We start from the raw sequence: 14,508 nt of genomic DNA, 5'->3' as shown, positions 1-14,508 counted from the left end.
CCTTTTGTATGGGCCGGACCGCGATTTCATCGGCTACGGCAAGAACCCGCCGGATCCGCGGTGGCCCGGCGGCGCCCGGATCGCCGTGCAATTCGTCCTGAACTACGAGGAGGGCGGCGAGAACAACGTCCTCGAGGGCGACGAGCACTCGGAGACCTTCCTCTCGGAAATGACTCCGGCCCAGGCCTTCCCGAACCGGCACATGAGCATGGAATCGCTCTACGAGTACGGCTCGCGAGCCGGGCTGTGGCGCATTCTGCGGCTGTTCGAAAGCCGTGGTCTGCCGCTGACCATTTTCGCGGTGGCCCGGGCCATGCAGCGAAACCCCGAGGCGGTAGCGGCGTTCCGGGAACTCGGCCACGAGATCGCCAGTCACGGCCTGCGCTGGAAGTCCTACCAGGAGACCGACGTCGACACCGAGCGCGCGCACCTGGCCGAGGCGGTGCGCATCCTCACCGAGCTGACCGGTGCGGCCCCGCTCGGCTGGTACACCGGCCGGGACTCGCCGCGCACCCGCGAACTGGTCGTCGAGCACGGCGGTTTCGTCTACGACGCCGATTCCTACGCCGACGACCTGCCGTACTGGGTCAAGGTGCACGAGCGCGACCACCTGGTCGTCCCGTACACCCTCGACACCAACGACATGCGCTTCGCCTCCCCGGCCGGATTCCCCACGGGCGAACAGTTCTTCGCGCACCTGCGCGACGCCTTCGACGTCCTCTACCGCGAAGGTGAAGCGGGCAGCCCGAAGATGCTGTCGGTCGGCCTGCACTGCCGCATCGTCGGCCGCCCGGCCCGGCTGGCCTCGCTGCAACGCTTCCTGGACCACATCCAGTCCCACGACAAGGTCTGGATCACCCGCCGCATCGACATCGCCAACCACTGGCGTGAGGTGCACCCGCCGGCCTAGCGAAACACCGAAGGCCGCCGTCCCGGAAAAGGGGGGGCGGCCTTCGGTTTTCGGGTTCCTACTTTTCTTCGGCCAGGGCGCGGCGGCGCACGCGGCGGGCCGCCGCGACCATATTGCGCAGCGAGGGCTCCAGCTGCCAGTAGTGCCGGGTCTTCAGGCCGCCGTCCGGATTGGCCCAGAGCCGTTCCGGGGTAACGGCTTTCGCCGCCGCGGTGAGCAGCTCGTCCAGCTCGTCGATGTCCGGGATACGGGCGGAACGGCTTTCGTACACGCCCGGGCCGACGCCGTGGCTCAGGCCGTGGCCGGAGGCGCAGTCCTCGGTGAGCGCCTTGAGCACCCACTCGATGGAGCGGGTCGCGACGATCGCGGTCACGTCGCAGTCCAGTTCCTCGATCGCCTCGACCACCTCGGCGCGGCCGGAATAGCTGATGTGCGTGTGGATCTGGGTTTCCGGCCGGACGCCCGAGGTGGCCAGGCGGAACGCGCCGACCGCCCAGCGCAGGAACTCCGCGCGGCCTTCCGGGCGCAACGGCAGCAGCTCGCGCAGCGCGGGCTCGTCGACCTGGATGATCGAGATGCCGGCGCGCTCCAGATCCACCACCTCGTCGCGGATGGCGAGCGCGACCTGGTCGGCGGTCTCGTACAGCGGCTGATCCTGGCGCACGAACGAGCGCGCCACCATGGTGACCGGGCCGGTGACCATGCCCTTGACCGGCTTGTCGGTCAGCGACTGGGCATAGGTGATCCAGTCCACCGACATCGCGGCCGGCCGCGAGACGTCACCGTAGATGATCGGCGGTCGCACACAACGGGATCCGTACACCTGCACCCAGCCGAAGTGGGTGGTCGCGAAGCCGTCGAGCAGCTCGGCGAAGTACTGGATCATGTCGTTGCGCTCGTGCTCGCCGTGCACCAGCACGTCCAGGCCGATGTCCTCCTGCAACCGGATGGTGGCCTCGATCTCGGCCTCGATCCGCTTGCGGTACTCCTCGTAGGACAGCCGGCCCTGACCCAATTCGTAACGGGCCTGGCGGATCCGGTTGGTCTGCGGGAAGGAGCCCAGCGTGGTCGCGGGCACCGGCGGCAGATTCAGCTTGGCCTGCTGCGCGGCCCGGCGCACCTCGTACGGCTCGCGCTCGCGCATGGCGGGCGTGACGGCGTAAACCCGTTGCCGCACCGCGTGCTTCTGCTTGAAGTGCACCTCGGTGGGCCGCTTGCGCCACTTGTCCGACGGGCCCTCGGTCAGCGCCTTGGCGAGCGAAACCACCTCGCCCACTTTTTGTTTCGCGAAAGCCAGCCGGTCGGCGACGTTACCCTCGATCTCGTATTCCACGAGCAGGTCGTAGGGCACGTGCAGCAGCGTGGTGCCGGTGGAGACCACCAGATCCGGGCACACCTGCGCCAGCGCGTTCAGGTACTCCAGGGTGACGTGGCGGTCGGCCCGCCACACGTTCTTGCCGCTGATCACGCCGGCGTAGAGCCGCTTGCGGCGGATGCCGGGGATGGCGGCCAGTTCCTCGGGCTGGATGCGGTAGCTGGACAGGTCCAGGCCGATCGCCTCGACATGGGTCTGCGCCAGGATCCGCAGCGCCTCGCCGAAATCGCCGTACTGGCCGGTGACCAGGATGCGCGGGCGCAGCGGCGCCTTGGATAGTCGCTCGTAGGCGCGCTCGAAGGCGGCCAGCTCGGTGGCGCTGCGCTCGCTGGTGAACGACGGCTCGTCCAGCTGAACACAGGTGGCGCCGCGCTTGGCGAGCAGCTCGAACAGCGCTTCGTACTGCGGCAGCAGCTTGTCCAGCAGGCTCAGCGTGTCGAACTCGGCCTCGCCGGGCACGGGGCCCGCCTTGGACAGCAGCAGCAGCGAGACCGGGCCGAGCACGACCGGCCGCAGCTCGATGCCCTTGGCCTTGGCCCGGTCGAACTCGTCCAGCAGCGCCTCGGCGTGCAGCGAGAAGGCGGTGTCGGAGTCCAGCTCGGGCTGGCGGTAGTGGTAGTTGGTGTTGAAGAACCGGACCAGTTCCAGCGGCGGCAGATCGGGACGGCCGCGCGCCATCAGGAAGTAGAAGTCCAGCGGGTCCATCACGTCCTGGTAGGCGGCGAAGCGCTCCGGGACCGCGCCGAACATCAGCGCGTTGTCCAGGACATGGTCGTAGAAGGAGAAGGTGTTGCCGGGCACCTGGGTCAGGCCGGTGGCGGCCAGCTCGCTGAACTGGCTCTCCTGGATTTCACGGCCGACTTCGAGGAGTTCCTCGCGCGGAATCGCACCGCGCCAATAGGCCTCGAGTGCCCGCTTGAGTTCTCGGTGCGATCCGATTCTCGGGTACCCGAGAATGCTCGATCCGTAGCCGTCGGTCACGTTCACCATGAGCGCTGCTCCCTTTCGATGCCTATGCGGCGCCCACTACGAAGAATGGACGCCGCACATGTTGCGCTTGGGTTGCCGAAGTTCAGTATCAGGCGCGGTTGTACTGGTAGAAGCCCGCGCCGGTCTTTTTGCCGAGCAACCCGGCTTCGACCATACGCATCAGCAGCGGCGGCGCCGAGTACAGCGGCTCCTTGAATTCCTGGTACATCGAATCGGCGATCGACTTGACGGTGTCCAGACCCACCAGGTCGGTCAGCGCCAGCGGGCCCATCGGGTGGGCACAGCCCAGCACCATGGCCTTGTCGACGTCGTCCTTGGTGGCGAAGCCGGACTCGACCATGCGAATGGCGGAGAGCAGGTAGGGGACCAGCAGCGCGTTGACCACGAAGCCGGAGCGGTCGGCCGAGCGCACGACCTGCTTGCCCAGCACCTCGGCGGCGAACTGCTCGGCGCGCTGGGAGACGGCCTCGGTGGTCTTGAGCGTGGTGACCAGCTCGACCAGCGGCAGCACCGGCACCGGGTTGAAGAAGTGCATGCCGACCACGCGCTCGGGATTGGCGGTGGCGACGGCGATCTTCATGATCGGGATCGAGGAGGTGTTGGAAGCCAGCACCGCGTTCGGGTCGGTGACGACCTTGTCGAGCTCGGCGAAGATCGAGGTCTTCACCTCTTCGCTCTCCAGCACGGCCTCCACGACCAGCTGGCGGTCGGCGAAGTCGCTGAGATCGGAGGTGAAGCGCAGCCGCCAGGCGGCCTGCTCGCGCTCGCGCTCGGTGATCTTGCCGCTGCTCACGCCACGGTCCAGGGACCGCAGGATGCGGGAGCGGCCGGCGGCCGCTAGTTCCCGGGTCTGTTCGTAGACGAGCACGTCGACATGCGCCCGGGCGCACACCTCCGCGATTCCGGCACCCATCTGTCCGGCGCCGATGATGCCGACGCGCTGAATCTTCTCGCTGCTCACGTCCCGCTCCTGCTGGGTTTGGTTCTGGCTGTGGGGTGGCTTGTGGCTATCTCGAACTTATAGGGACGCCCTCCCCGCCGAGGGCTGTTCAGCGGGGAGGGCGGTACACCCCTACTGGGGATAAACAGTTTTCGGGCTCAGCAGACCCGAGCCCGGAAACCGGTAGATCAGTGGAACTGACCCTCTTCGGTCGAGCCCTTCAGGGCCGCGGTGGAGGTGTTCGGGTCCACGGTGGTGGCGATGGTGTCGAAGTAGCCGGCGCCGACCTCACGCTGGTGCTTGACGGCGGTGAAGCCACGCTCGGCGGCAGCCTTGAACTCGCGCTCCTGCAGGTCGACGAACGCGGTCATGCCCTCGCGGGCGTAGCCGTGCGCCAGATCGAACATGCCGTAGTTGAGCGAGTGGAAGCCGGCCAGGGTGATGAACTGGAACTTGAAGCCCATCGCGCCGAGCTCACGCTGGAACTTCGCGATGGTCGCGTCGTCCAGGTGCGCCTTCCAGTTGAACGAAGGCGAGCAGTTGTAGGCCAGCAGCTGGTCCGGGAAGTCGCCACGGACGGCCTCGGCGAACTTGCGCGCGACCTCGAGGTCCGGCACGCCGGTCTCCATCCAGATGAGGTCGGAGTACGGGGCGTAGGCCTTGGCACGCGCGATGCAGGGCTCGATGCCGTTCTTCACACCGAAGAAGCCCTCGGCGGTACGGGTGCCGTCCAGGAACTCACGGTCGCGCTCGTCGACATCGGAGGTGATCAGGGTGGCGGCCTCGGCGTCGGTGCGGGCGATGATGACCGACGGGACACCGGCGACGTCGGACGCGAGGCGCGCCGAGGTCAGGGTGCGGATGTGCTGCTGGGTCGGGATCAGCACCTTGCCACCGAGGTGGCCACACTTCTTCTCCGAGGCGAGCTGGTCTTCCCAGTGCACGCCCGCGGCGCCGGCCACGATCATGGCCTTCTGCAGCTCGTAGGCGTTCAGGGCGCCACCGAAGCCGGCCTCGGCGTCGGCGACGATCGGGGCCAGCCAGTTGGCGACCGAGGTGTCGTTCTCGACCTTGGCGATCTCGTCGGCGCGCAGCAGCGCGTTGTTGATGCGACGGACCACCGACGGCACCGAGTTCGCCGGGTACAGCGACTGGTCCGGGTAGGTGTGGCCGGACAGGTTCGCATCACCGGCGACCTGCCAGCCCGACAGGTAGATGGCCTTCAGGCCGGCGCGCACCTGCTGCACGGCCTGGTTGCCGGTGAGGGCACCGAGGGAGTTGATGTAGTCCTCGTTGTTGACGAGATCCCACAGGATCTCCGAGCCGCGACGCGCGAGGGTGTGCTCCTCGACGACGGTGCCCTGCAGCTTCACAACCTGCTCGGCGGTGTAGTTGCGGGTGATGCCCTTCCAACGGGGATTGGTGTCCCAATCCTGCTGGATTTCCGCAGCGGTCTTCGGGGTGCCGGTGGTCGACATCTCTGACTCCACTTCCTCTGTTTGTCCGATGCTCATGGATCGAGCTGCTATTTCGAGCGACCTGCGGAAGCCGCGGCCGCGAATTCAACTCGAACTGCTGGAGCAGCAATTTGCAGGCTTGCTAGGCCCTTGGGGTGTACTTCCACACGATGGCACATCAGGAAATAGCCGTCTACCTGTTGCTAATGTGAATCTCAGCTAGGTTTCAGACGGTCTTTGCTAACTTTGCGAAATTTGCGGGCTAATTGCAAGCATCCAACTTACCCGCCGGTAGCGCTGACGTGCGGTTTTAGCGTAACGCTCGTACTGTTAGCGATCTTCACCGCCTCGGGGGTCGCGCGCGGGCCCTGCGGACGCTTGTGAGTCGATTCACAGGGGCGGGCGGCTGCCGGGGGTGTGGGCCCGGCCACCCTGGGCGTCGCGATGCGTTCGAAGATCGGGCACACTGAGCCCGACTCAGTCTCGAGCAGTTGTCCAGTTGCCATGCCGGTATGCCGGGTCCGATCGAAGGAGACCTCCCATGCGCAAGCTCTGCGCCGCCGCGCTGATCGCGGCCGCCAGCCTGTTGTCCCTGCCCACGGCCCTGGCGGACCCAGCGGCCGGCACCGTCGAATCGGTGACGCCGCTGCCCGCGGCCGCCACGCTGCCCGGCTCGGTGAACGCCGCGCGCCTGCTCTACCGGACCACCACGGCCGGGGACGCGCCGGTCACCGCGAGTGCCGCGGTTTATTTCCCGCCGGGCGCGGCGCCCGCCGGCGGCTGGCCGGTGATCGCCTGGGCGCATGGCACGGTCGGTCTCGGTGACGACTGCGCGTACAGCGTCGCCGGGCCCTCCGCGGTCGAGCGGGACTGGGCCTACCTGGGCACCTGGCTGAAGCAGGGCTACGCGGTGGTCGCCGCCGACTACGCCGGACTCGGCGCCGAAGGCGAACATCCGTACCTGAACGGGGTCGTGGAAGCGCACAACGTCGTGGACGCGGTGAAGGCGGCGACCCGGCAGTACGACTCGCTGTCCACCGACTGGGCGGTCGTCGGCCAGTCGCAGGGCGGCGGCGCGGCGGTCTTCGTCGCGCGCTACGCGACCGAGTTCGGCGGTCCCGAGCTGAACTACCGCGGTGCGGTGGGCACGGGCGTGCCCGCCTATATCGAGGACATCCTGCTGCCGCTGGGCCCGGGCGTGCCGCCGGTCAAGCTGGGCGCGCACAGCACCGCCTATGTGCTCTACATCCTCAACGGCCTGCGGACCAGCTACCCGGAGCTGAATATCGAGTCCTACCTGACCGATTCGGGCCGGCAGTGGCTGGACCGCGCGCGCACCTCGTGCATCGAGCCGTTCGGCGCGGAGCTCAGCGCCGCGGGCGTCGTGGTCGGCACGCTGTTCTCCCGGCCGCTGCTGCAGATTCCGGACCTGCCCGGCGTGCTCACCCGCACCATGGGCCTGCCCGAAACCGGTTACGACAAGCCGCTTTTCCTGGGGCAGGGCCTGTCCGACACCGATGTGATCACCCCCGCCACGCTGCTCTTCGCCGAGAAGCTGAAGGCCGGCGGCCAGCCGGTGACGCTGCGCACCTACAACGCGGATCACAGCGGCGCGGTGAACGCGTCCCTGGTGGATTCGATTCCGTTCGTGCGCGGCCTGTTCGGCTGATCGGCGCTCAGGCCGGCGGCAGCTGACCCGCGAGCGCGCGCAGTCCCGCGACGATGGTGTCCGGGCCGGGCGCGTGCTCGGGGTCGACCAGCCATTGGATCAGCAGGCCGCCGATCATGGTCTGCAGCACGGCGCCCACCGCGTTGTCCGCGGTGGACGGGCCGAAGAGTTCGGCCAGCCCGCGGCGGGCGCGCTCCTGCGCCGCGCCCAGTTCGGCGCGCACGTCGGGGGAGTGCAGGGCTTGGGCGAAGCTCTCGGCATTGGCCGACCACAGGGCGGTGTCGTCGGTGAAGGACGCGATCAGCCGGGTCAGGAAGGCGCGCAGACGCGTGGGATCGGCCGGTTCGCCGGTGGGCAGCGAGTCCAGGATCTGCTGGACCGCGGTCGCGCTGGACTCGATCATCGCCTGATTCAGCAGCTTGTCGCGGGTGCCGAAGTGATAGTTGATGGCCGCCAGGTTGGTGCCGGACGCGGCGACGATGTCACGCACCGTGGTGCGCGCGTAGCCGCGCTCGGCCAGGCACTGCTTGGCCGCGGCGAGCAAGTCTTCTCGGGTTCCCACTCGCGCACGATAACAGCCGTGCTTACGACTGTTCATGACATGCGTTTCAAACAAATGTTTCTGACAAGCGTTTGAAACGTGTGTATGGTTCGAGGCATGGCTACAGAGCGACCCCTTTCTCCCTTCGAAGCCGGCTATTTCGGTGCCGGCGGACAGCTCGGCAGCGTCCCGACCGGCGGGATGCCCCTGTTCATCGGCTCCACCGTGCGCGGCGACCTCGATCCGGGCGCCCTGCGTCGCGCCCTGGCCGACGTGGCGGCCGCGCATCCGCTGCTGCGCAGCCGAGTGCGCACCGACGGCCCGGCCCGCTTCGTCCGCGACGACGACTTCCGCCCCCGGCTCGAGATCGCCGACGGCGGGGCGGCCGAATACCTGGAACTGGTGAACGCACAGCAGGATTGGCGCGACGGCCTGTTCCACGCGCACCTGCTGCGGGCAGGCGATCGGCAGCAGCTGGTACTGGTCGTGCACCACGGAATCGCCGACGGCAGATCGGCTTTCGCGTTGCTCGACGAATTGTGGCGGCGCTATACCGCCTACCACAACGGCGGTCGGCCCGCGCTGCCACAACCGGAGTCGCCGGACCTGCCCGAGGCGGTCGACCTCCGGCTGGCCGGCTTGCTGGCCGACGCCGAAGTGGCGCAGTGGCTGGAACAGATCCGGCTCATGGCGACCGAGTTCGATCCGGCGGCGGCCCCGCGTCTGCTGCCGCGGGACGGCGCCGCGGGCGATCCGCTCGGCCGATTCGCCTTGCAGCGCGTCGAATTGGACGCGGACCGGACCGCCGAGCTGATCGCCGCCGCCTCGGCGGCCGGCCTCTCGGTCAACAGCCTGCTCACCGGCGCCGCGCTGATCGCGTTCCGGACCGAGCTCGAACCCGCCGCGGGACCGCTGCCGCTGTTCTGCGGGCACGCCGTCGACCTGCGGGGCGAGTTCGATCCGCCGCTGTCCGAGCACACCGTCGTCAATTACGCCTCCGGCGCGGGCACCCCGGCCGAGGTGGCACCGGACGCGGATCCGGTCGACGTCGGCCGCGTGGTCGCGGCGGGCATGCGGGTCGCCGCGGAGCAGCGCCAAGCGGCGGTGTTCCTGCTCGCCGCGCAGCGCGCCGACGAGATCACGGCCGCCGTCCTGTCCGCGCCGCCGACCCTGGCGATCTCCAATATCGGTCGCTTGGCGGCACATTCGCTGCCGGACGATCTGACCTTCGTCCGCGACGACGTGTACGCGATGGGCCCCGGAATGCCGCCCAAGCTGACCGCCTTCACCGTCGGTGACCGGCTCACCGTTCAGGTCGAATACGACACCGCGCTCTACAGCCGGGCCATGATGTCGCGGATCGCGCAGGCGTTCACCGCGAACCTCGGCCGCCTCCGCGCGGCGGCCCCCGCCCGCGGCTAGCCGGCACCCGGGCGGCGCTGGACGAAGCGGATCGTCATCTGCCGGGTCCAGTTGCGCGGCTTCTTCTTCGGCGGTTCCGGCGGCAGGTCGTCGATGTCGGTGGCGACCTCGTAGCGCCGGATGTAGGCGCCGGCGAAGGCCTGGACCGTGGCGGTGACCGGGATGGCGAGCAGAGCCCCGGTCGGCCCCAATATCGCGGCGCCCGCGATCACCGCCCCGAAGGCGACGGCGGGATGCATGTCCAGGGTGGACGCGGTGATCCGCGGTTGCAGCACATAGTTCTCGAACTGCTGGTAGAGCAGGATGAAGCCGAGGATCCACAGGGCGGTGACGGGGCTGTGCACGAGCGCCACGATGATCGGCAGCGCGCCGGCCAGGTAGGTGCCGACCGTGGGAATGAACTGGGAGACCACGCCCACCCAGAGCGCCAGCGCGAACGCGGAGGGCACGTCCAAGACCCGCAGCGCGACGTAGTGCGCGATGGTGGAGCACAGCGCGAGCAGGCCGCGGGAGTAGATGTAGCCGCCGGTCTTGTCGACGGCGATATCCCAGGCCCGCAACACATGTCGCTGCTTGCTCGGGGGCAGCAGCGAGCAGACGGCGTTGCGGAAGCGGGGGCCGTCGGCGGCGAAGTAGTAGGTGAACAGCAGCACGCCGAGCGCCTGGAAGAGCACGCCGACCGCGGCCGTGCCGATGCCCCAGGCGTTTCCGGCCAGCCCGGTGAGCAGGCCCTGGAGCTTGTCGCTCCACTGGGTGGCGTACTTGGTCAGGTCGGTGCCGGAGATCTCCTGGTGGAAGGTGTGATTGAACCAGGCGACACTTTCGTCGGCGTACTGCGGCGCATTCTGCACCAGGGTGGTGACCTGGTCGACGAGCAGCGAGCCGAGGGTCCACACGAAACCCACGATGATGAGCAGCAATCCGAGGAACACCACGCCGGTGGCCAGGCCGCGCTTCACGCCGCGGGCGGCCAGCCAGTTCACCGCGGGCTCGATGGCGAAGGCCAGGAACAGCGAGACCATCAAGATGGTGAGCAGGGTCTGCAGGCGCTGTAATGCCCAGAAGCCGAAGATGAGTCCGCCGATGGTGGCGGCCGCCAGCAGGAACGCACGCAGCAGCCAGGGCGGTGGTCCGGCCGTGACATCGGCGGTCAGCACGGCCTTCGTTTCGGTCAGCGCGATCTCGGCGGACTCGGTGGGTGGCGTGAACTCGTCTTCCCCGGGCACATCGTCAACGTACCCACGGGAGCGACGGTTAGCCCGCAGGCTCGTCGGGATTTACAGCCGCCCGCCCGGGCTGGGCCGCGGGCGGAGCGACTGCGTCGGCGCGGTGGTCAGGTCAGGGCCGCGGCCCCGGGGGGCGAGTTGCCGAGTTCGACCATTTTGCGCAGGATCTCCGGAGCGAGGGCGAATTCGAATTCCGAACCGCCGCTTTCGAATACATACGTCAGATAGTCGTCTTCGCGCACTTGCGCCCGGCGAACCGAGCAGTGCTCTCCGACGATGACCCAGGTTCCGATGGACATCTGACCGAACATCACGCCTCCCACCCTCTGGACTATGCCAATCTGTCGTCGTGGACTATGCCAGTTATAGCCAGCTGCTGTCAATGGCAATCTGCCGGTCTCGCGACGACCTACGATCCGATCGAGTACTCCTGCTGGAAAGCCCACCACTCCTGCGGGTACACGGCCTCGTCGAATTGCAGGACGGTGCCGTCCAGGGCGTGCACGGTGAGTCGATAGGCCAGCACCGCAGCCGGATTCGGCAGGCCGAGATGTTCGCATTCGGCCGCGGTGGCCAGCCGGGCGCTGACTTGATCGCGGGCGTAGGTGACCTTGCGCCCGGTCATGGATTCGACGTACTGAGCGGTGCCGGCGGCCAGCCGATCGGTGCTCAGCAATCCCGCGGCGGTCTCGGCGAGCTCACCCGCGAACCAGGACGTGGCCAGCTCGCTCAGCCCGGACTCGTTGGTGACCAGGCGGCGGCGCGCGATGACGGTGCTGCCCTTCGGAATTCGCAGCGCGGAGGTGACGTGCGCGGGGCCCTCCAGCAACTCCGCGGCCAGGATCGTCACCGACTCCTGCTCGGTGTACATGGTGCCGTAGCGCCGGGCGCGTTCGTAGCGCTCGCGGGCCTGCGGGGCGATGCGGCTGTCGGCGACGAAGGTGCCCGAGCCGCGCTGGGAGATCACCAATCCCTGCTGCCGCAGCGTGTTCAGGGCCTTGGACGCGGTCGGGCGGGCCACCTTCCAGGCGGCGGCCAGTTCGCGCTCGGAGGGCACTTCCGCGCCGGGCGAGAGTTCCCCGCTCATGATCTGATCACGGATGTAGCCGGAGATCTGCAGGTACTTCGGGAGTACTTCTTCGATTTCGGGCACCGAATGCCTTCCGCTGGCGTGACCTCCATAGACCACCGGCCAGTGTAGCAATCCCGTTGCGGCTAAGGTGCGCTACATCACATGGTTGCCGCCCCGGCAAGTGGGGAGCGCTGGTATTACCGGCCGGTAGAGTCAGTTTTCGCTTGGGCTCGAGGCGCAGGCGCGTTGGTGGACCGAGCAGAAGGGGCTGCGGCGCAGATGGCGGTACCGGATATCGGACAGCACAGGGCGCGCGAATTGTATGCGGCGGCAACCGGTTCCGGTGGCGACCGCTTCGAGCTGGCGCCGGAGGTGGCGCAGAATCTGGCCGCCGCGTGCGACAAGCTGATCGAGGATCTGCGAAAGGCCGTGGCCACCGGCGATCTCGGCGCCGCGGTCGCGGGCTTCCCGGAGCTACCCTCCGGGCAGGCGCTGGCCAAGGGATTCGGCGCGAAGGGGCGCGAGTTCCACGACACCGTGACGGCGTTCCAGGAAACCGCGCTGCTGTTCAAAGCGGCGTACCTGGCGGCCGGGCGGCGGCTGGACGAGGCCGACGCCGCCAACAAGGCCGCGCTGCAATTGATCTCCGACTACCTGGATCCGCGTTGACGGGTCGCGCACGGGGGTGAGAGTGCTCGATGACACGGCCGCCGCGGCCGCCGATGAGATCCGGGTGCGGCAGCGCGCACTGGCCGCAGACGCCGAAACCGCCGGTGCCGGCACCGATCCCGGGTATGTGCCCGAGCTCGAACGGTTCGGCGGGTATTCCCACCAGGAGATCTGGGATCGCGTGCACGAGGAGCTCGACCCGGCCGCGCTCGGCGCCGCGGCCGCCGCCTGGCAGGCCGGCGCCACCGCGCTCGGCGCCGCGTTCGAGACCTTCGCCGCCGGCACCACGCGCGCCTTCGCGGACTGGACCGGCCGTTCGGCCGACAGCGCGCTGCGGGCCACCCAGGATTTCATCGCCGAGGGCCTGGGCGCGCAGGCGGTCTGCGACACCGTCCGGCGCCTGCTGGAGCTGAACAGCGATGCCGCGCAGACGATCCGGAGCGCCATCCCGCCGCCGCAGCCGTACCTCGCACTGACAGACCCGGTGGCCGAAGCCGTGCACGGCGGCCGAAGACGCATGGAGCACGACCTGTCCGCCGCCGCGGCGCAGGCCGAGGCGCGCGACGTGCTGACCTACCTCTACAACCCGACCATGCCCGCCACCGGCGCGAGCGTGCCCCGATTCGCGCAACCGCGGCCCGGCACAGGCGGGAGCGGCACACAGTGAGATGGGTGCTGACCCCCGACGAATTCACCTACGTCTGGGAGAACGAAACCAACCTGGACCGGCGGCCCTACCCGGTCAACCTGATGCCCGCCTCACTGGTGCGCACCGAAACCGAGTACGCCGCACTGCGTTTGCCGCAGCGCTTCGCCCGCCAGGCCGACCCGGACCTGGCGGCCGCGCTCATGCTGTGCGCCCGCAACGACGCCACCACCCTCACCCTGTCCGGCGACCGCGGCGCCGAACGGGTCCTGGTCTTCGCGGCGGCGGTGCACCATCACGCGGCCATCCTGGTCGGGACACCCGACAAGATGACCGTCCTGATGTGCCACGCCCGCAACCTCGGTGAGCGCCTGGTGCAGATCATCGGCCCGAACCAGCCGGGCCGGCTCGGGCCGCTGCGCGAACCCCAGGACGCGGTGCTCGACCAGGGCGACTCGAACACCAACGGCCATCGCGGCGCGGCCCGCTTCCGCAAGATGCTGCGCCAGCCCACCGACGGTCGGGGCTTCCTCACCGTCACCGTGGAACCCGACAACCCGATGTCCCCGCCGACCCGGCACCGGACCTGGCTCGATGTCACCGGAGACGGCCGCTACCTGCTCACCACCGCACACGACCTGATCCTCACCCCGGTCTCGGACGCGGACTTCGCCGCCCAGTTGTTGCGCCTGGCCCAAATCCGCTGAGCGGCGTGGTTGGCTGGGGGTATGTCGAAGTGGACCATGCCCGTGACCGAGGCGCTGCAGGCCGACGGCCTGCGGCTCGAAGACCTCGACACCTCCGGTACGCCCGGATTCACCGGTGACAAGAAGCGCGGCCAGCAGCTGCTCGCCGAGCGCGGCGAAGTGCTGTCCCAGTTGCAGGAGCGGCTCTACGCCACCGGTCGCACCGGCGACCATCGCAGCGTGCTGCTGGTCCTGCAGGGGATGGATACCGCGGGCAAGGGCGGCATCGTCCGGCACGTGATCGGCTCGGTGGACCCGCAGGGCGTCGACCACGCCGCGTTCGGGGTGCCGACCGAGGAGGAGAAGCAGCACCACTACCTCTGGCGGATCCGCAACGCCCTGCCGCGCGGCGGTCAGCTCGGTGTCTTCGATCGCTCGCACTACGAGGACGTGCTGGTGGTCCGGGTGCACGATCTGGTGCCGCGCTCGGAATGGGAACCGCGCTACGACGAGATCAACGCCTTCGAGCAGGAATTGGTGGAGCAGGGCACCACGCTGGTGAAGGTGGCGATGTTCGTCTCGCTGGACGAACAGAAGCAACGCCTGCGCGAACGCCTGGAGCGGCCCGACAAATACTGGAAATTCAATCCCGCCGATATCGACGAGCGCGCCTACTGGCCCGCCTATCAGCAGGCCTATCAGGCCGTGCTGGACCGCACCAGCACCGAGCACGCGCCCTGGTATGTGCTGCCGACGGACAAGAAATGGTTCGCCCGGCTGGCCGTGACCGAACTGCTCATCGACGCGCTGACGAAACTGAAATTGGAGTGGCCACCGGCCGATTTCGATGTCGCCGAACAGCTGCGCCGCCTCGAGCAGGCGTGACCGGACTCACCCAGCCGAAA

Annotated in this window: 14 protein-coding genes; 7 read left to right on the top strand and 7 right to left on the bottom strand. The window is 68.5% G+C overall.

Going from position 1 to position 14,508, the window contains the following annotated elements; translation table 11 throughout:
* Positions 1-4: 4 nt before the first annotated feature.
* The gene (puuE, locus tag AB0H76_RS21925; RefSeq protein ID WP_357329804.1) at positions 5-910 is read left to right on the top strand and encodes an allantoinase PuuE; all 906 of its coding nucleotides are present in this window, start codon (positions 5-7) and stop codon (positions 908-910) included.
* 58 nt (positions 911-968) lie between these two features.
* Here puuE and metE read toward each other — a convergent pair whose 3' ends face one another.
* From metE to aceA, 3 genes are all read right to left on the bottom strand, one after another.
* Complete coding sequence (metE, locus tag AB0H76_RS21920) at positions 969-3,275, bottom strand: 5-methyltetrahydropteroyltriglutamate--homocysteine S-methyltransferase (protein ID WP_357326899.1); 2,307 nt, start codon at positions 3,273-3,275, stop codon at positions 969-971.
* 88 nt (positions 3,276-3,363) lie between these two features.
* The gene (locus AB0H76_RS21915; protein ID WP_357326896.1) at positions 3,364-4,236 is read right to left on the bottom strand and encodes a 3-hydroxybutyryl-CoA dehydrogenase; all 873 of its coding nucleotides are present in this window, start codon (positions 4,234-4,236) and stop codon (positions 3,364-3,366) included.
* A 167-nt stretch (positions 4,237-4,403) separates the two neighbouring features.
* Positions 4,404-5,693 carry an isocitrate lyase gene (gene aceA / locus AB0H76_RS21910; protein WP_357326893.1) on the bottom strand — a complete coding sequence of 430 codons (1,290 nt, stop codon included), beginning with the start codon at positions 5,691-5,693 and terminating at the stop codon, positions 4,404-4,406.
* Positions 5,694-6,213: 520 nt separating this feature from the next.
* On the opposite strand from aceA, the gene AB0H76_RS21905 reads away from it, so the two are divergent.
* Positions 6,214-7,341 carry a lipase family protein gene (locus tag AB0H76_RS21905; RefSeq protein ID WP_357326891.1) on the top strand — a complete coding sequence of 376 codons (1,128 nt, stop codon included), beginning with the start codon at positions 6,214-6,216 and terminating at the stop codon, positions 7,339-7,341.
* Between the two features lie 7 nt (positions 7,342-7,348).
* Here the strand turns inward: AB0H76_RS21905 and AB0H76_RS21900 are convergent, their stop codons facing one another.
* A complete protein-coding gene (locus AB0H76_RS21900) occupies positions 7,349-7,903 on the bottom strand; it encodes a TetR/AcrR family transcriptional regulator (RefSeq protein WP_357326888.1) in 555 nt (184 codons plus the stop codon).
* A gap of 96 nt (positions 7,904-7,999) precedes the next feature.
* Between AB0H76_RS21900 and AB0H76_RS21895 the strand changes: the two genes are divergently transcribed.
* The gene (locus tag AB0H76_RS21895; protein WP_357326886.1) at positions 8,000-9,304 is read left to right on the top strand and encodes a condensation domain-containing protein; all 1,305 of its coding nucleotides are present in this window, start codon (positions 8,000-8,002) and stop codon (positions 9,302-9,304) included.
* Here AB0H76_RS21895 and AB0H76_RS21890 read toward each other — a convergent pair.
* The 3 genes from AB0H76_RS21890 to AB0H76_RS21880 form a co-directional block, all read right to left on the bottom strand.
* Complete coding sequence (locus AB0H76_RS21890; protein ID WP_357326883.1) at positions 9,301-10,530, bottom strand: AI-2E family transporter; 1,230 nt, start codon at positions 10,528-10,530, stop codon at positions 9,301-9,303. The two genes, AB0H76_RS21895 and AB0H76_RS21890, sit on opposite strands and share 4 nt — an antisense overlap.
* 107 nt (positions 10,531-10,637) lie before the next feature.
* Entirely contained in the window at positions 10,638-10,829 is a 192-nt protein-coding gene (locus AB0H76_RS21885; protein ID WP_357326880.1) for a hypothetical protein, read from the bottom strand.
* A 110-nt stretch (positions 10,830-10,939) separates the two neighbouring features.
* Positions 10,940-11,683, bottom strand: a complete 744-nt coding sequence (locus AB0H76_RS21880; protein ID WP_357326877.1) for a GntR family transcriptional regulator — start codon at positions 11,681-11,683, stop codon at positions 10,940-10,942.
* Positions 11,684-11,881: 198 nt separating this feature from the next.
* Here AB0H76_RS21880 and AB0H76_RS21875 point away from each other — a divergent pair, with 198 nt between their 5' ends.
* Genes AB0H76_RS21875 through AB0H76_RS21860 form a run of 4 tightly spaced genes read left to right on the top strand, consistent with a single transcriptional unit; the run spans position 11,882 to position 14,488 of the window.
* Complete coding sequence (locus AB0H76_RS21875; RefSeq protein ID WP_357326875.1) at positions 11,882-12,271, top strand: hypothetical protein; 390 nt, start codon at positions 11,882-11,884, stop codon at positions 12,269-12,271.
* A 22-nt stretch (positions 12,272-12,293) separates the two neighbouring features.
* Complete coding sequence (locus AB0H76_RS21870; RefSeq protein WP_357326872.1) at positions 12,294-12,938, top strand: hypothetical protein; 645 nt, start codon at positions 12,294-12,296, stop codon at positions 12,936-12,938.
* 5 nt (positions 12,939-12,943) lie between these two features.
* Positions 12,944-13,624: an ESX secretion-associated protein EspG gene (locus tag AB0H76_RS21865; RefSeq protein WP_357326869.1), complete on the top strand. Its 681-nt coding sequence runs from the start codon at positions 12,944-12,946 to the stop codon at positions 13,622-13,624.
* Between the two features lie 21 nt (positions 13,625-13,645).
* Positions 13,646-14,488 (top strand): polyphosphate kinase 2 family protein, encoded by an 843-nt coding sequence (locus AB0H76_RS21860; RefSeq protein WP_357326866.1) that lies wholly within the window; start codon positions 13,646-13,648, stop codon positions 14,486-14,488.
* Positions 14,489-14,508: the final 20 nt, after the last annotated feature.

This window comes from Nocardia sp. NPDC050712 (assembly GCF_040654295.1).
GTDB lineage: Bacteria > Actinomycetota > Actinomycetes > Mycobacteriales > Mycobacteriaceae > Nocardia.
This window is presented reverse-complemented; position numbering and strand designations above follow the sequence as displayed.